16 protein-coding genes are annotated in these 17,168 nt (G+C 42.1%); 9 read left to right on the top strand and 7 right to left on the bottom strand.

Annotated elements, in window-relative coordinates:
- Positions 1–653 precede the first annotated feature (653 nt).
- The 5 genes from ACZ5QH_RS22930 to ACZ5QH_RS22950 all read left to right on the top strand — a co-directional run bounded on the left by ACZ5QH_RS22930 (position 654) and on the right by ACZ5QH_RS22950 (position 4,143).
- Positions 654–1,523 carry a metal-dependent hydrolase gene (locus ACZ5QH_RS22930; RefSeq protein WP_000149466.1) on the top strand — a complete coding sequence of 290 codons (870 nt, stop codon included), beginning with the start codon at positions 654–656 and terminating at the stop codon, positions 1,521–1,523.
- Positions 1,524–1,606: 83 nt separating this feature from the next.
- Positions 1,607–2,233 (top strand): TetR/AcrR family transcriptional regulator, encoded by a 627-nt coding sequence (locus ACZ5QH_RS22935; protein WP_000952904.1) that lies wholly within the window; start codon positions 1,607–1,609, stop codon positions 2,231–2,233.
- The gene (locus ACZ5QH_RS22940) at positions 2,230–3,201 is read left to right on the top strand and encodes a BtrH N-terminal domain-containing protein (RefSeq protein WP_000186299.1); all 972 of its coding nucleotides are present in this window, start codon (positions 2,230–2,232) and stop codon (positions 3,199–3,201) included. Before ACZ5QH_RS22935 ends, ACZ5QH_RS22940 begins: the two co-directional genes overlap by 4 nt.
- 56 nt (positions 3,202–3,257) lie before the next feature.
- Positions 3,258–3,722 (top strand): PaaI family thioesterase, encoded by a 465-nt coding sequence (locus ACZ5QH_RS22945; RefSeq protein WP_000378064.1) that lies wholly within the window; start codon positions 3,258–3,260, stop codon positions 3,720–3,722.
- Between the two features lies 1 nt (position 3,723).
- Positions 3,724–4,143 carry a PaaI family thioesterase gene (locus ACZ5QH_RS22950; RefSeq protein WP_000029507.1) on the top strand — a complete coding sequence of 140 codons (420 nt, stop codon included), beginning with the start codon at positions 3,724–3,726 and terminating at the stop codon, positions 4,141–4,143.
- Between the two features lie 91 nt (positions 4,144–4,234).
- Here ACZ5QH_RS22950 and ACZ5QH_RS22955 read toward each other — a convergent pair whose 3' ends face one another.
- Both ACZ5QH_RS22955 and ACZ5QH_RS22960 read right to left on the bottom strand, forming a co-directional pair.
- Positions 4,235–4,339: a helix-turn-helix domain-containing protein gene (locus ACZ5QH_RS22955; RefSeq protein WP_100224384.1), complete on the bottom strand. Its 105-nt coding sequence runs from the start codon at positions 4,337–4,339 to the stop codon at positions 4,235–4,237.
- 69 nt (positions 4,340–4,408) lie between these two features.
- Entirely contained in the window at positions 4,409–7,375 is a 2,967-nt protein-coding gene (locus ACZ5QH_RS22960; RefSeq protein WP_004726714.1) for a Tn3-like element ISAcsp1 family transposase, read from the bottom strand.
- A 94-nt stretch (positions 7,376–7,469) separates the two neighbouring features.
- On the opposite strand from ACZ5QH_RS22960, the gene ACZ5QH_RS22965 reads away from it, so the two are divergent.
- Positions 7,470–8,078 (top strand): recombinase family protein, encoded by a 609-nt coding sequence (locus tag ACZ5QH_RS22965; RefSeq protein WP_004726718.1) that lies wholly within the window; start codon positions 7,470–7,472, stop codon positions 8,076–8,078.
- A 122-nt stretch (positions 8,079–8,200) separates the two neighbouring features.
- On the opposite strand, the gene ACZ5QH_RS22970 is transcribed toward ACZ5QH_RS22965, so the two are convergent.
- The 3 genes from ACZ5QH_RS22970 to ACZ5QH_RS22980 all read right to left on the bottom strand — a co-directional run bounded on the left by ACZ5QH_RS22970 (position 8,201) and on the right by ACZ5QH_RS22980 (position 10,762).
- The gene (locus ACZ5QH_RS22970; protein ID WP_001986288.1) at positions 8,201–8,422 is read right to left on the bottom strand and encodes a hypothetical protein; all 222 of its coding nucleotides are present in this window, start codon (positions 8,420–8,422) and stop codon (positions 8,201–8,203) included.
- 33 nt (positions 8,423–8,455) lie between these two features.
- Positions 8,456–9,655 (bottom strand): tyrosine-type recombinase/integrase, encoded by a 1,200-nt coding sequence (locus ACZ5QH_RS22975; RefSeq protein WP_000059658.1) that lies wholly within the window; start codon positions 9,653–9,655, stop codon positions 8,456–8,458.
- Positions 9,656–10,048: 393 nt separating this feature from the next.
- The gene (locus ACZ5QH_RS22980; protein WP_001986287.1) at positions 10,049–10,762 is read right to left on the bottom strand and encodes a phosphoribosyltransferase; all 714 of its coding nucleotides are present in this window, start codon (positions 10,760–10,762) and stop codon (positions 10,049–10,051) included.
- 857 nt (positions 10,763–11,619) lie between these two features.
- On the opposite strand from ACZ5QH_RS22980, the gene ACZ5QH_RS22985 reads away from it, so the two are divergent.
- The 3 genes from ACZ5QH_RS22985 (at position 11,620) to ACZ5QH_RS22995 (ending at position 14,790) form a co-directional block, all read left to right on the top strand.
- Positions 11,620–12,330, top strand: a complete 711-nt coding sequence (locus ACZ5QH_RS22985) for a hypothetical protein (RefSeq protein ID WP_001052588.1) — start codon at positions 11,620–11,622, stop codon at positions 12,328–12,330.
- A gap of 12 nt (positions 12,331–12,342) precedes the next feature.
- A complete protein-coding gene (locus ACZ5QH_RS22990) occupies positions 12,343–13,449 on the top strand; it encodes an ImmA/IrrE family metallo-endopeptidase (RefSeq protein WP_000482094.1) in 1,107 nt (368 codons plus the stop codon).
- 175 nt (positions 13,450–13,624) lie between these two features.
- A protein-coding gene (locus ACZ5QH_RS22995) for an IS3-like element ISAba21 family transposase (protein WP_085947552.1) occupies positions 13,625–14,790 on the top strand; the annotation gives its coding sequence in 2 pieces (ribosomal slippage) (positions 13,625–13,883 and positions 13,883–14,790; 1,167 coding nt in all).
- A gap of 493 nt (positions 14,791–15,283) precedes the next feature.
- Here ACZ5QH_RS22995 and ACZ5QH_RS23000 read toward each other — a convergent pair.
- Positions 15,284–16,141: a LysR family transcriptional regulator gene (locus ACZ5QH_RS23000; protein ID WP_009389225.1), complete on the bottom strand. Its 858-nt coding sequence runs from the start codon at positions 16,139–16,141 to the stop codon at positions 15,284–15,286.
- Positions 16,138–17,145: a phosphonate dehydrogenase gene (locus tag ACZ5QH_RS23005; RefSeq protein WP_004757466.1), complete on the bottom strand. Its 1,008-nt coding sequence runs from the start codon at positions 17,143–17,145 to the stop codon at positions 16,138–16,140. Before ACZ5QH_RS23005 ends, ACZ5QH_RS23000 begins: the two co-directional genes overlap by 4 nt.
- Positions 17,146–17,168 lie beyond the last annotated feature (23 nt).

The following is a 17,168-nucleotide window of genomic DNA, read 5'->3' on the forward strand; positions in this document are numbered from 1 at the left end:
CCCTACTCTATATCAGAGTCAGTAGATAAAACCCTGAGTATGCTTTGGAAAAAACCTTTTGCTGACCAGTCGTTGTATCTTTTGTAGAGATTAGGCTGCTGACCAAACTCAGTCAGGAGGTAGGTCTAGCCATGGACATTTCACCCACATTCTGTAGAGCATGGCTTCTACGGTGAGCCGTAAATTTGGTTTGTGATCAATGTCCTGTTGCTTGAGCATAGGAGAAATCTTTGCTCAATGTTGGTCGTTCAGCATAAAGCGTGGCATGGTGGACTCGGATGGGGAGAGCTTTAATTCTCTGAGTCTGCCTCCAATTTGCAATCAATATTTTCAAACGTCAACACACTCTAATGTAAAAAAACTAACATTAAAAAAACACCTCTGCCAAAAGGTCTGGTAGCTATATTCGATGTCAAAGATGATCTGGCTCACCTGCTGCGTTGTTAACTCATTCTATCAAATTTTGAGGACAGGCTTGACATTTGGTCAATCGACCAATATATATTCAAAATATGCATTTGGTCATTTGACCAATACCCGTTGAATTCTTGTGTGATATTTGCTGTGCCTGACCAAGGTGAAAAATATTGCTCAAGGTCAAATGTGATAGCAGGTTTACAGACATTCGATGCCTTTACAAGGAAACTCTCGCCATGACTCATATGATCAATATCCAGCCACGTAAGCCGCGGTTTGATTTAAGTGATGTTCCAGTTTTTTGGAACGACGGTGACCCGGTGTTAACACGCTTCTTTGATGCACTTTCTATTCACTTCCCCGATGGAGAGCGTTTTTTTATTCAGTCGGTGCGTAACTATCAGGATCTGGTCACAGATCCTAAACTGAGAGAAGATATCAAAAACTTTTTTCGCCAAGAAGCGCAACATGGCATTGTGCATGACCAGTATAATGCGGTGATGCAGTCGCAAGGCATTCATGTCGAAAAGGTCATCGCAAGATTCAAATTATTTATTCGGCTCTCCCAAAAACACCTGCCCGCCAAGTATCTGTTGGCCATGACAGCTGCCTTTGAACATATTACTGCTGTACTAGGCGAGGGTGCTATGGAGGGTGAGGGTGAGATGTTCAAGAATGCTCATCCCGCAATGCGTGCCATGTTCATGTGGCATGGGGTAGAAGAAGTCGAACACAAAACAGTAGCCTTTGATGTTTACGAAACAGCGGCAGGTGGGGGGTATTTCACCCGCGCATCTGCTTTGATTATCGGAACGCTACTGGTACATGCGGTGGTTGGCTCAGTTCTTTGGCATATGTTGAAAATTGACAAACTACAAGGTCAGCCATTGGTGCTTGCTAAGGGATTTTATCGCCTCTATGGACCACGTGGCCTGATTACCAGACTTATTCCACGCTATCTGGACTGGTTTAAGCCAGGTTTCCATCCTAGCGACACCGAAATCCCAGAAAAGGTTAATTCTTGGCTGGCTGAATATGATAAGCATCAAGACCCTATGGAAGCGTCACGAATTGTTTTTAATGTCCCCATTGCAAAAGCTGTATAGATCAGGAGAGACCGTGAAAGACTCGACTCGACTTGACCAAGTCGAGTAACCTGTCTTATTGATATAATGTTATGAGTCAAACTATGTTGAGTAGTGAATCTACGCGAGTCGAAGTTGCTGACCGCGAGAGAGTATTAGCCGCTTCTGCCAAGCTGTTTCGAGAAAAGGGTTTTGAGCGTACCAGTGTGCGAGAAATTGCCAGTGCTTGTGGTATTCTTCCAGGCAGTCTGCATTACCGCTATCGTAGTAAAGACGATATTTTGGTTGATATGATGCGGCTTGCTATTGAGAGAACTATTTACAGGATTGTTGAGGCGACTTCCGCGATTCAAGATCCACTCAAAAAAATGCAATCGGCACTGCAGACACATGTCGATATCCTTATGTCGGGTGACGATATGGTTTATGTGTTGTTGTTTGAGTGGCGCTCGGTACATGGAGTCGCACGTGAGCAGATTATTGCTGAGAGAGACAGATACGAGCGATATTGGCAGACAATTCTTGATGATCTGCAGTCTTATGGTTGTATCCGAAACGATGTGGATGCAGATCTGTTAAGACTGATTGGGCTAGGAGCAATAAACTGGGCTGCCACTTGGTATAAAGAAAATGGTAAGTACAATCTTGAACAGATCGCGGATGCGATATGGCAGATGATGACAAGAGGCATCCTTAATCCAGATTTTCACGAAGAGGCAAAAAACCTGTGACCAACTATAAGACTCCATCCCGTATCACGCACGCCATCGGGAGGCATTGTGGCAGCTCCGCAATTCGTGATTTGCTCGAGTTTAATGGGCTGAATATTTCCGAGGCCATGTGCTTTGGATTAGGCTCAGGGCTTGGCGTGACCTATTTGGAAATGGCTGACGCCCCTGTGCCATTTTTAGTGCATGTGCGGTCTTTGGGGTTTGAAGCGCGCGTATTTGAAAGTATCGGTATACCCTTTGAGTGGCAAACCTTCGAGTCACCCGAATCGGCAGCCACCGCGCTGGAGAAATGTTTGGATGCGGGTCACCCCACCCTGTTGCTGACGGATATTTTTTATTTACCTTACTTCAACAGCAGCACGCACTTTCCCGGTCACGCCATAGCCGCTTGGTCGAGAAATCCAGAGACAGGTGCGGTATTTGTCACCGATACCGAGCGTCCGAGTGTTTTGTCGGTGACGCGAGAGGCACTGACCCGCGCACGTTTTTCTACACAGCCCCCATTTATTCACTATGGCAATATGTTCACGCCCACCGCGTTTCAAGGCGAAATTACCCCCGAGATGATTACCGGTGTCATCCATGACAACGCCAAGTCATTAGCTGTGAGTGGCATATCGGCACTGGAAACATGGCTGGCCGAACTGAGTCGTTGGGGAGCCACAGGCGATTGGCACTGGACGACCCGATTTGCCTACCAAATTATTGAAAAGCGTGGCACAGGTGGCGGCGGCTTCCGCAAAATGTACGCTGAATTCCTTGATGAAGCGGTTCACTATGACGCAAGTGTACAGCAATATCGACTGCCCCTGTTAATGAGGGCTTGCGAAAAAGCATGGACGGCATTAGCCATGTGTTTGAAGTCTGCCTCGGAAAGCACAAACTTTCCATATGCCGCCATTGAAGAGGCCATTGTGGCGGTGATGCAGGCCGAACGTAATTATACAGATGCCGCCCTTGCACTTTGAGACGTGCCGCTAATTTTTTCGCAATAAAATCAGCCAGCAATGGCGGGAGTTCAAAAATGGACAGTAATAACACGGCACACCTGACCATGGCTAAGGCGTTTTTTGGTACTAATCACCCTTTATTCAATATGTTCAATATTAGTGTTGGTGCAGTGAGCGATGGTCATGCCGAGATGACGATGCCCTTCTCTGAGCAACTCTCTGACCGTAAAGGCTCACTGCATCGAGGGGCTTTGGTGACGCTGCTGGATACGACTTGCGGCTTATCTATTTTTTCGTCATTGCGGTCGTTAGAGCCGATTGCCACTATTGATTTGCGTGTCGATTTTTTGCGACGTATTCCCTCTGCGGTAGGTTTAAAGGCGATAGTGGATTGCATTGGTAGAACCGATACGGTGGCCTTTATCACGGGCCGAGCGGTTGCAGAAGACAGTGGTGAGCTACTGGCTACTGTCACTGGTTCTTTCGCAATCGGCACGATGGGACCCTCTTTTGACAGCAATGAAGCGCGAGGCGAGTGATATGAGTATAGTAAATCAGATGAGCGCGGAAACACCCCCACTAAAATTGTGTGACGAGCCTTTTGTCGATTTTCTAGGTTTTCGTGAGGAAATGCAACATGGAGAAATACAGTACTTTATGGACTTTCGTGATTCGCATATCGGCAACCCGATGATTGGCACGTTTCATGGCGGCATTCTCGCGAGTTTTGGTGAAGTGGCCGCCGCCGCCTATCTTGCCCGTCAGCGTGGTGATAATGAGCTGCCCTTATGCTCCACGATGACCTTTGATTACCTGCGGCCAGCATTTATAGGTACGTTACAGGCAGTCCCCAGTATTGTTCGTGCGGGTCGGCGCATTACGACAGTATCGGTTCAGTTACTACTTGATGGCAAGTTGGTTTGTATCGGTCGATTCCTGTTTACGGTTAGCAGCAAATAAAATTGGAGCAAGCTCAGTTCAGGATGCCGACCCTGTTTTACTCAGAAAAATTTTCAATAGATAGACAAATAATATCAAATAGCTGGAACTACTACTGATACCGATACAGCGTTGGCGCAGAAATCCCAAACTCCTTCGCCAATGCTCGCTTGGTTTTGTAGTCGCCAGATTCAAGACGTTGATGCAGCAGAGCCACTTGTTCAGGAGTCAGTGACGGCTTACGGCCCTTGTAGGGGTCGTCTCAGGAAACGGAAAATATAGCACGCTAAGGTTTTTCAATTGCGCGCAATGGCCTAAATTTTCCACCACCTATCTTGGCTTTGCTTCGCCATAGATAATCCCCAGTTAAATTGATGTGCTCCCACCCCAGCGGTGACAGATATTGCAGCAAGGTATCATCGACTGTGCGACCATGCCCTCGTAGGGCGTTAGTCGCTCTCTCTAAATAAACCGTGTTCCACAATACAATGGCGGCGGTCACTAGATTCAAGCCACTGGCTCGATAACGCTGTTGCTCAAAGCTTCGATCTCGAATCTCACCCAATCGATAAAAGAAAACGGCGCGCGCTAATGCATTACGGGCTTCACCTTTATTTAATCCAGCTTGAACCCGACGGCGTAGTTCTACGCTTTGCAACCAATCCAAGATAAACAGTGTGCGCTCAATACGCCCCAGCTCTCGTAATGCCAATGCCAAACCATTCTGTCGTGGATAACTACCGAGTTTACGTAGCATTAGCGACGCTGTGACAGTCCCTTGCTTGATTGATGCGGCCAGACGCAAAATATCGTCCCAATGAGTACGAATCTGTTTGATATTCAGTGTGCCGCCAATCATGGGTTTAAGTGCGGCATAGTCTATGTCTGACTTTGGAATATAGAGTTTCGTATCGCCCAGATCACGAATTCGTGGTGCAAATCGAAACCCTAGCATGTGCATGAGTGCAAAAACATGGTCGGTGAATCCAGCCGTATCGGTGTAGTGTTCCTCGATGCGTAAATCAGACTCGTGATACAGCAGCCCATCAAGAACATAGGTTGAATCACGAACGCCCACATTGATCAGCTTACTGCTAAATGGTGCGTATTGATCAGAAATGTGTGTATAAAATAACCTTCCAGGCTCTGCGCCATATTTTGGATTGATATGTCCTGTACTTTCAGCTCTGCCACCTGCGCGGAAGCGTTGGCCATCTGATGAGGAGGTAGTGCCATCTCCCCAGTTTTCAGCGAAAGGTTGTTTCAATTGAGCATTCACCAATTCGGCCAATGCCGTTGAATAAGTTTCATCACGGATATGCCAAGCCTGTAGCCATGAGAGTTTGGCATAAGTTGTACCAGGACATGATTCGGCCATTTTCGTCAGCCCTAAATTAATTGCATCAGCCAGTATGGTCGTGAGCAATAACGCTTTATCCTTCGCAGTGTCATCCGTTTTCAAATGAGTGAAGTGTCGAGTAAAGCCTGTCCATTCATCGACCTCCATTAATAATTCGGTGATCTTGATATGTGGTAACAGCATTGCTGTTTGGTCAATTAAAGTTTGGGCTGTATCAGGAGCCACGGCATCGAGAGGTGTTATTTTTAGACCAGATTGATTGATCATCGCATCAGGCAAATCGTTGGTCGCTGCCATGCGATTAATGATTGCTAATTTCTGCTCCAATAGTGAAAGGCGACTTTGCAAATATAGATCACAATCAGTAGTAATGGTTAGAGGTAACTCATTGGACTGTTTTAGCTGATTAAATTTATCAGCAGTCACTAAATACTCATCGAAGTCTTTGAATTGGCGAGAGCCTTGTACCCAGAGATCCCCAGCCCGTAGCGAGTTTTTAAGTTCAGATAACACACATATTTCGTAATAGCGGCGATCAATACCATCATCGGTAAAGACTAGTCTTGCCCACCGTTTTTTGATAAACGCTATTGGAGCATTAGAGGGGATTTTTCGTGTATTATCAACATTCATGCTGCGGAGCAACTCTACAGCGGCAAGCATATCTTTTGCTGCTGGGGCAGCACGCAATTTAAGTATGGCAAGAAGTTCTGGCGCGTAACGGCGTAAAGTTGCATAGCTCTCGCCAATTCGTGGTAAAAAATCAAAGTCTTCGGGTTGCGCCAGTTTTTCTGCCTCAGTAATACTTGCTGCAAAAGCATCCCATGAAATAACAGTTTCGATGGCGGCAAACGGATCACTGCCATTTTGCTTGGCATCTAGCAAGGCTTTCCCGATAAGCCCATACAAACGCACTTTGTCGTTGATCGCTTTACCTGATGATTGAAATTGTTGCTGGTGTTTATTTTTTGCGATAGCAAATAGCTTTCCAATAATGCGATCATGCAGGTCAATAATTTCGTCGGTGATCGTGGCCATACTCTCCACAACGATTGCTACCAAAGTGGCATATCGACGTTGAGATTCAAATCTGGCCAAATCAGCAGGAGTCATTTGCCCACCTTCGCGAGCAATTTTCAGTAAGCGATTTTGATGAACGTGTTTTCCAATGTCTTCAGGTAGATCGATGGCTTGTAAGCACTTCAGCCGCTCAATGTGCTCAAGCATGTACTTTGAGTTTGGTTTAGCTGGTGACTGTCTAAGCCACCCCAATATTGTCAGTTTGCTGCCCTCTTTACGGTTCAGCAAAGCATCTATATTTTGACGATGAGTTTCTGAAAGTGAGCTCGTCAAAGCAGTATAAATTATGCGGTTGGCAGATGTGATTGCTTCTGCGCAAATACTATCAATTGCATTTATAGCTGGCAAAAGGACTGATTTTTGTCGTAAATTTTCAACGAGAGTTGTGGCTAAAATAAGACCTTTATCTGTCTGAAGGGACAAATCCACCATCATATTGACCGATTGCCGATAGTCACTCAAGGTGAATAGTTTGAACCCAAAAACTTTTTTCAATTCGGCAATATGTTCTCGTCTTGTTTGCTCGCGCTGACCATAATCATTCCAGCAGTCCACTGATATACTAAGTTGAGCAGCCATCATGAAAAGTAAGGGTTTGAATGGTTCGTCGTTAATACCCAATATCACTCCAGGGTAACGCATGTAGCAAAGTTGAATTGCAAAGCCTAGCTTGTTGGATGCCCCTCGATGTTGATGGACTATGGATTTATCAGAATCACTCAGAGTGTAATGCTGAAGCATAAAAGCTCTATCATCTGGAATTTCGAACAGGCTTCCCAATTCCGTGGACGACAAAATAGAATGGCGCGGCATGGCTCATTAGTCCCAAATAAACTAAACTATTAAAGGTACATTATTTTGTACCGCCACGCTTAGCTTTGCGCTGCAATTTCGCAAGGAGGTTCAATTGGGACAGAATGCGGCCATTTATTGCCGAGTATCAACGAACGATCAGTCCTGCGAACGACAGGAATATGACCTACGTGCCTACGCCAATCGTTGCGGCTACGATGTTGTCGGTGTTTGGAAAGAAACTGCATCAGGCAGTAAGGATGAGAGATTGCAAAGAAAATACTTGATGACCATGGCGCAATCTCGTGAAATCGATGCCATCTTGGTGACGGAATTGACACGCTGGGGCAGAAGCACCGTGGATCTCGTACAGTCATTACAAGATCTTGGGCATTTCGGGGTATCTCTGGTGGCACAAACAGGTTTGCAGTTTGACCTTTCCACATCTCAGGGAAAGCTCATGGCTTCTGTGATGTCTGCATTAGCAGAGTTTGAGGGAGATTTACTACGTGAACGTGTGCGCTCTGGTGTAGCAGCGGCACAAGCGCGGGGCGTTGTGTTTGGTCGTCGTCCTGGTCAACGTACCAAGTCAGATCGTCTGGCACCTAAAGTGTTGGAGTTGGTGTCTGCTGGACACTCTTATCGACAAGTCGGTCGGCTGGTCAATCTAAGCAAAAATACCGTGTTGGATATCGTTAAAAGAAGTCGGAGTGAAAATCCTTAGCGTGCTATATTTTCCGTTTCCTGAGACGACCCCTACTAAACAATTTATGTCCACGCCACGTTCTGCGGCTTCGAGGGCTAGTTTTTGTTGAACCACTGAGAACAAGGACAACAAACTGCCTACTATATTTTCCCGGAGAGTGGTGTAGGAACTTTTTCATTATTGCTAATCATATCAGCGACAACATCAGCAACGAGCTCCTCTATTCCTGAGAATGCTTTAGACTGATCCGCATCAAGCCAAGACAATGATGGAAACTCAGCACACAACCCAACATACTCATTATATTCTGCTGACCATGTAACACGGCAAGTATATTGTTTACTATCCATTTGAAACCCCATAATGTTTTAAGTCTATGTATAAAAGTACGATTTTCACTTAGCAGTACTTAAATAATCACCCCACCACTGCATCATTTCAGTCCGCTGGGCTAAATAGTCAGCGTGATTATAGCTGGCACGGGTACGGTTCTTATCAATATGTGAAAGTTGTGCCTCAATCCAGTTATCCTGGAACAAACCTGAGTCATTCAAAATGGTACTAAAAGTGGAACGTAGTCCATGAGAGGATAATTGATGTTTTCCATAGCCCATCTTACGTATAGCCATATTTAATGTATTAAAATGAATCGGTTGATTATGTTTCCGTGGGCTAGCAAAAATGTACTTTTCACCGTATGACCATTGCATGACGTCTTTTAAAATATCTAAAGCCTGATCTGAAAGTGGAACTAAGAAGTCGGGAATCTCATGGCCTAATATGACTTTTCGTCGAAACTGTTTAATATGCAAGGCAGGTATTTTCCAGATTTTTTCATTTAAATCAAAATGATGAGGCTCAGCCAATAACAATTCAGCCCCTCGCACGCCAGTATGTAATTTGAACAGCAGTGCTTTTTTAATAATCGGATGGGCATCCAATTTTAATAAATTTTTCTTAAAATCTGATATATCCTCCGCTTTCAAATACGGATAATTCTTCTTGATTTTACTGTTAATGGCGATTTTATTTAAACCATGCGCGATGTTGAATTCACAATAACCCATCGCTACAGCGTAGTCATAAATTTGGTTCAAATAACTACAAGCTTTCTTGACAGGTTCTTTTACTTGGCGTCCCTCTATTTTTTTGATTACTGAAACCAGGTCATAACGCTTGATGTTTTGAAAAGGTAAATCCTGAAGGTCTGGATAAATATCTTGCTGTAAACATCTTTCTGCTAACTGTAGTACACCGCAGCGGGGTGAATCATTAAATGCATTTTTCAGTTTGAACTGCAGCCACTCCTCCCCTACCTTACGAAAGGTGATGACATTAGAGACAGTATCATGCTCAAAACAATAATTATTGTCTTTAAAGTCATCTTTGACTTGTCGTGCCTTTTTCAGCGATAAATCAGGATAAAGCCCCAACTGAATGCGGCGACGTTTTTTTGTTTGTGGATCTGTATAGCGATAGCACCAAGATTTTCTTCCAGTCGGCTCAATCTTCAGGCTAAGTCCATCTTCATCGGATAAAAAACAAGTTTTTTCCTTGCAATGAGCTTGGCGAACTTTAATTTCAGTAAGACTCATGAAATTTAAATGAAACCTATCAGCGGATTGACGAGATCCATTATATCAAAATAGAAGAAAATATATATGATGCGTACACTACGCATCATATATATTTGTAATATATTGTTTTATATATTTAATATTTTAAGTACTTGTATTTTAGTAACCATTATAAGTACCACCTCTTCTTTAAGTTCCCAACAACTCACTTTTTCTGTCATCAATGTTAAATAAGTCTTGTGCTTTAAATTCTTAGATGACCTCCTCTACCCTTTATTATCATTTTTATAAAAGTAACTATATGTACTCATTAAAATTTGTAGAGCTCAAAAACAAAAAAGACCGCTATATAGCAGTCTTTTAACTTAATTAAATAATAATTAATTCATTTTCATCATAAGTGCATAAGCATCACGTTTGTTTTGACGCAATGATTCTATCTCGGACTTCGTCAGCTGTTTTACGAGAGTTGAGGATATACTTTGCTTCCCACTCTGTGAGCCTTTCGAAATCGTACCCGTAAATCGATTTCCACCATGCTTCAAGATTACCATATACATCCCTCAATTGCTGAAGAGTTTCTTTACTTAGAGCTAATTGTGATGAGTATTGTTTACCCGTCAGTGCATATGCTCCAATAACTTTATTCGTCCCAGTTGTTTCAATATGACCTTTTAATGCTGCAAAAGTACCACCTTGGGTCTGGGTATCATCAACAATAATAACACATTTATCATTGTTTATTGTCCCATCAAATGCTGGTGGGTTGGCTAATCTATGCCACCCATCACCGCCAGTTCTTGATACTTTTATAGCTTGAACTATATTCGTATCAACTTCAAGCCCAAGTTTCTTTGCTATAACTGCTGAAGTAGCTAAAGGAATCATATTACGACCGACTGCTTCCTCAGCATGTACAGGTACTATAATAGTTTCCCGACCATCGATAATTCTTTCTAGTTCAGCAATCGCCTCATCCGAAACTAAATCTTTAGCTAAAATATACGCACTTTCAACATCCCCTGCTTTAGCAGCTTCATACATGTAATGAGAGGTTGCATCTCCAAGACCACGGTCAATAACCGTTTTAGGAAACATATTCCAATCTGTGCGATATAACTTCATATTTTTAAATAAGTTTTAATGATGGCTAGCATTAAATTTTACACTAAATTTACCGCTAGCATCTCTTGGATATTATTTTTCGTATCAGGCAGCACTCTCAAAAGCCGTTTGTTTGGACAGTCCCCATGATCATACACGAGGCAGCTTCAAATACTTATGGGCCCATCCTATCCAGTTGTATCTTCTTGCATCACATGAATATTGTATACTCATTTTGACTACTTGAAAATTATGGAACAACGTCAATAAAAACAATAACTCTAGAGTCTTTAGTCGACATTCCTAAAAAGGTAAATTCAACATTTCTTTCCATATCATTTCTTTGTGTCTCTGGATGAACAAAAGAAACATAGCTTATTTCAAAGAATCGGGCTAGGGTTTTTATGCCAATGATTTTGTTCTCTTCATTAGCAATTAAAACATCTAATTCCAGATCAAACTCTTCTAATTATTTAATTAAATCTTTAACTTTCATTTTACTATCAACCTCTATGAATTATTTAAAAAATTAGCACAATGAAACTTGTGAAAAAAATGGATTTGAACAAAATTTTTTAGCAAAAAAAGCATAGCAACCAGAAAAATCTTTCCAGCAATCAACAAAAATATCCCCGTGTGCTTCCAGTTTACAACATTTTGACTACCACACTGCCCACAGTAGTAATAATAGCCTTTGATACGGCCACCGCATTCAGGACAATTTTTATGATTAATGAATAAGTTACTCAACGTCTCTTCTCCAAAATTCTTATTATCAAGTTGTAAGTGAAGATAGCACACATTTATAAAAATGTCTTTTTTAAAACATCAAAAGATGTTATAAAAAAGACATTCGCTACTTTAGGATAACTTTTAAGATGAATTTAAATCTCCTTGATGAAGAATCAATCCAACCTTCTGAACCCACGCCATGTGATTTTTTCAAAGGTGAAAATGCTATCAAAAAAGCTAAACAGTTAGGATTACCTGATCTCGAGTTAGTCAGAAACGCAATTATGATCGGTGATGCTGACTATAGAACAAATACTCACTATAACCGTGCACGCTTTATTGCACGATGGGGAAAAATTGGAGAACAGATTGCTTTACTGCTTCGACAATCTGATCCTGCTTGGATATTCCACAATGACAGCCAGCCAAGAATTGAGAATACAGTAAAGAAAATACAAATTATCTTTATGAGCGGGAATATTGCATTGGGGTTAGCTGATCAAGTTGTATCAGCACACTGTGAAAAAGGATTAATGACATTAAATAATATTAAGGAGAATCAGTCTGCTTATGATGATGAGACAAAATTGAGAACATGGATTTTATACTTTCCTTCAGCATCACATCCAGCCTATAAAGACATTGATATCCCAAATATTCCTTTTGAATTTGCATACCCAACTAGCTTCGTACAGGACTTAAAAGCGAAAAAAATTTCAATTTTACCAAGTGACCATACTTGCAGAATTGCATTTGAAATAGATAATACAGTTCCTGTAAAAACTGATCCTAAGCCAGTATTGGAACCATCTAATGAAATTAAACCAGATGATTTTGATATTCAGCTTGTAGTTTAATCTGAGGTTAATGTGTTTAATAAAGATCGTTTACGTATTGCTAAAGAATTACGAGGACTTAGCAATACCGATTTCGCAGAAAAATTGAGTTGCTCTATCTCTAAGGTAAAGCAACTTTTAGACGTGGATAAAGAAATCAATGAAAATGATCAAGATGATATATGCCGTGTATTAAATTTACCCAAGTCATTCTTTGCAGGTAATGACACACAACCACATGAAACAGACCAAATCTTCTATAGATCGGTTGCTCGTATTAAAGCACAGCATAGAAAAGCTAATGAGGCATATACTCTTTTAGCAATAAATATTAACAAGTACTTAAATCAGAAAGTAAAGTTACCTACTTTTCACCGTCCTGATTTAGATATTACTGAGTTTTTGGGTGAATCTAAGTATGCCGATCACCTAGCGTCAGAGTTGAGAGGTTTATGGGCTTTAGGTAATCAACCGATTAATAACATTGTTTCGTTGTGTGAGCTAAAGGGAATCCGTGTCTTTAGATTACCGACTGAAATTCGAGAAATTGATGCACTATCTTTTTTTGATGATGAAAGTGGTAGCCCTTTCATATTTCTAAATACATTTAAGTCTGCCGAAAGAGCCCGCTTCGATTGTGCACACGAACTTGGTCATATCGTTATGCATACGCATAACAAAAAAATTCGTGTCGAGAAAGATAATCGTGTTCTCGAAACTGAAGCGGATCAATTTTCATCTGAATTTTTAATGCCAACAGATGCATTTCTTTCTACTGCTCCACGCTATTTTTCACTAGAAAATATGATTGAGTATAAAAAGATTTGGCGAACATCCCTGAAGGCTATTAACTATAAAGCTCACAAGCTGGGATTAGTTAGTGATTGGGTTAATCGTAGTAACTCTATAAAGATCAATTCGTTGGGCTACAACATTAATGAACCTGAAGAAACTCATCGAGATGAGAGTTTGATGTTGCCCAAAATTATCTCTGTTTTAGCCTCACAACCATCTTTTGATAAAAATAAAATGCTTGATGAAATTGGAATCTCTGAAGAAGATTTTAATCAATTAACATTTGATGCTTTAGCTAAAGTTGAGCCCCCGAAGAAAAAACATAAGTTATATATTGTCGAGTAATACAAACCTTCCTTAAAAATAATGCGCCTTACGGCGCACTATTTATGCAAAATCCTGATTAATTTTTTTATGACTTCACGCCCAACGTAGTTTTGCATCCCATAAGTCATGATGTGTGCTGAGAAAACAGGAGGTTTTAACTTGGTAAACTATAGACACTCATCAGGAGTTTACCATGAGCAAGAAACAGAAGACTTACACCGCAGAATTTAAAGTTGAAGCAATAAAATTGATTGAAGCCAATCAAGGCAATGTATCGGAAACAGCCAGACAACTTGGCATTTCAATGCAAACTCTTTCAAATTGGAATAATAAAGCAAAGACTGGCACCTTAGCAGGCACTAAACAATATTCACCTGATCTAAATGCCTTACTCGAAGAAAATAAAAAGCTCAAACAACAGCTCAAAACAGCTGAAATGGAACGTGAATTTCTAAAAAAGGCAGCAGCGTACTTTGCGAAAGAAAGTCAGTAAGGTACGCCTATATGAAACAGCAAAGATATTTATTCCCGATTAGCTTTATGGCTAGATTACTTCACGTTTCAGTGTCACGATTTTATGATTGGCTAAAACGAGGCATGAATAAAAGATTGGTTCAGCGAAATCAACAGACAATTTTGGTCAAAATAGCTCATGAGGAAACTAAACAAAGCTATGGCTATATTCGATTAACTAAGCATTTACAAGCGCAAGGTATCAAAATCAGTACGTATGCTGTACGTCAAATAAAAAAGCTCAACCAGCTGTATTGTAAGCGTCATAAGCGTTTCAAAAGAACTACGAAGAGTGATCATAATCGAGCGATCTACGCAAATTTACTAGAGCAACAGTTTTCAATGACTAAGCCCAATCTTGCATGGTCAAGCGATATTACATACATTTGGACTGCTGAAGGTTGGTTATACTTGGCAGCAGTAAAAGACCTGTACACGAAACAAGTGGTTGGCTATAGCTTAAATGAGCGTATGACCGCACAACTTGTTTGCAATGCACTGACTATGGCGATTCGTAATCAAAAACCAACGAAAGGCTTAATTATTCATTCGGACAGAGGCAGCCAATATTGCAGCCATGAATATCGAAAGATACTGGAAAAATGTGATTTTCAAGGTTCAATGAGCAAACGTGGGGACTGTTACGATAATGCACCGATTGAAAGTTTCTGGGGCATACTCAAGAATGAATTAGTGCATCATTGCAACTATAAAACCAGAGATGAAGCTAAAGCAGATATTACAAAATACATTGTGTTATTTTATAATCAGCGAAGAATTCAAAAGAGTTTGGATTTTAAAACGCCAAATCAAATAGCAGAGAACTTTTATCGGTTAGCTGCCTAGCATATCCCAAGTGAAAGTCTCCTGCTAATTCAGCACATATCAGGTTTGAATGACGCGGACATTGACCACAGTGATGATCAGGCGACCAAAGCAGGTTGGATACAGGCGAGTCTTGAGAAGATTAAGAGTACGCCTTTTGCGCTAGAGCCTAAGCACCTGACACACTAGATGTACCCGAAAAGGGGCTAGTGAGACTAACGGACACGTTAGCTGGTGGATATGCGATGCAATTGATCTAAATTAATTTCAAAGCACCAGAACCGGCTCAGTTGTGCCCAAAGCGGATGTTCGCAAAAAATAATCTTCTCTTGATACCGCAGATTAAAGTGGATGTTCGATATGGCCTTTTAAAGGTAGAAAACTTAGTATTTAGACGCCTACCTTCTAGAGAAATAACGCAAATGAATAAAATGCTACCATCAACTTAAAATCATGATATGTCACGGCAAACTTCACACTTTCTAACTGTTGGCATAAACAACATACCATCCATCTACTGAAGTAGAAATTTTTTGAAATGTGCCGATGGTGTATTTTCAAGCATATTGCTACGACAAATAACGTAAAGATTTTTGTAGGGGGTGATCCCTTCAATTTTAACGCTTCTTAGTCGACCACTCTCGCACTCATCGACCACAGACGAAGAGATCACCAATGAAATACCCAAGCCTGCCTGTACTGCCCGTTTAACCGCCTCTGTGCTTCCAAGCTGCATAGATACACCAATAGAATCTGCCACGCTTCCGAAAAAATGCTGTAACAGACGCCCTGTGCCGCTACTTGTTTCTCCCCCCAGCAATTTCTCTCCCTTCAGCCAATCTAATGGAATACTCGCCAATTTGGCCCACGGATGCTCCACCGGCACAATCACAGCTAGTTCTTCACTTCGCCAAACGCATGCATCAAATCCCTCTCGTTGATCCCACCATTCCATAATGGCCACATCGACTTCAAAGTTTTCCAGTTTTTTCACAATGGTAAGATTATCGCCAATGACTACATCAAAATTGCAAGTTGCTGTTTTCTTGAACCGCCTCAAGTGCGGTGGCAATACATAGATGCCGATATTCGAGCTCGCGCCTATTACAAGACGATTTGTGTCGAATAATGCGCACGCTCTGGATCCGGTGCGCACTAGGTTTTCCGCATAAGGCAAAAACACTTTGCCTTCCTCTGTGAGCGTACAACCTGCGTTGTTTCGCACAATCAGATTGACACTCAGCGACTCTTCTAGGCGCCTAACATGCTGAGTCACAGCTGACTGTGAGAGCCCTGTGTGCTTGGCTGCTTCACGAAAGCCACCCCGATTCACGACAGCCAGAAAAGTAACTACGCGTTCAAGATTGATCAATTAACGCCTTCCAAAATTGGATTATTGATAGCATCGGATGGCCTTTGGCCGGTCAGTGCCTGTAAGATATTATTGGCTGCTAGTTTCTCGATTTCGAAACGCACGTCGTCGACCGCAGACCCCAAATGTGGGGTGAAAAATGTTTGCGCTGTATTGGTCAGTAACTCCTGCGGAATAGCTGTTGGCCTATCAACACGGATCCACTCTTCCAATTCGAAAACATCTGCCGCATAACCCGCCAATTTTCCAGATTCAAGTGCTTCGGCAACAGCTAATTCATCGACAACTGAACCACGACACGCATTGATCAAGTAGCTTCCTGTGCGCATTGTGCCAATTGTTTCTGCATTCAATAAGTGCAAAGTTTGCGGCGTCATTGGCAGCATAGGTACAACAAAGTCACTGCTACTTAATAATTCATCGAGACTCACCTGTCGTGCATTCCAGGCCTTTTCCTGCTCTTGATTCAAGGCGATGTCATCGCAATAAAGCACCCGCATATCAAAACTCGATAAGCGCTTCGCAATCGCTCGCCCGACCGCACCCATACCGATGATTCCGAGTGTGCGTCCTGTTAAACCCGTTCCGTATAGTTCCGGTCTCCACCCGTTAAATCCGTGAGTTCGGATACGGCGATCCCCCTCGGCCAGATGGCGAGTCAGGCCAAGAAGCAATCCAATTGTCAGCTCCGCCGTTGGGATGGTCAGAAGGTCCGGCACGATGCTGAACCAAATACCACGGCGGGTACAAGCATCGACATCAAAGTTGTCATAGCCTTTGAGTGCTGCACCTACAATCTTCAATTTAGGGCAGGACGCAAGAAAATCATCATCGATACTGTCAGGCATGAATACCATCAGTGCGTCAGCATCCTTTGCTCTCTCCAGCAATTCTGCGCGCGACATAGTATCGCGGGTCATGTTGGGAACGACATCCGCAACAGATTGTAAATAATCGATAATTTCAGGATGAACCCAGTGGGTAAGAACTATTTTTTGTTTCATGTGGACCCTCATGTGTATACCGG

It is taken from the genome of Acinetobacter sp. Ac8 (assembly GCF_055392545.1).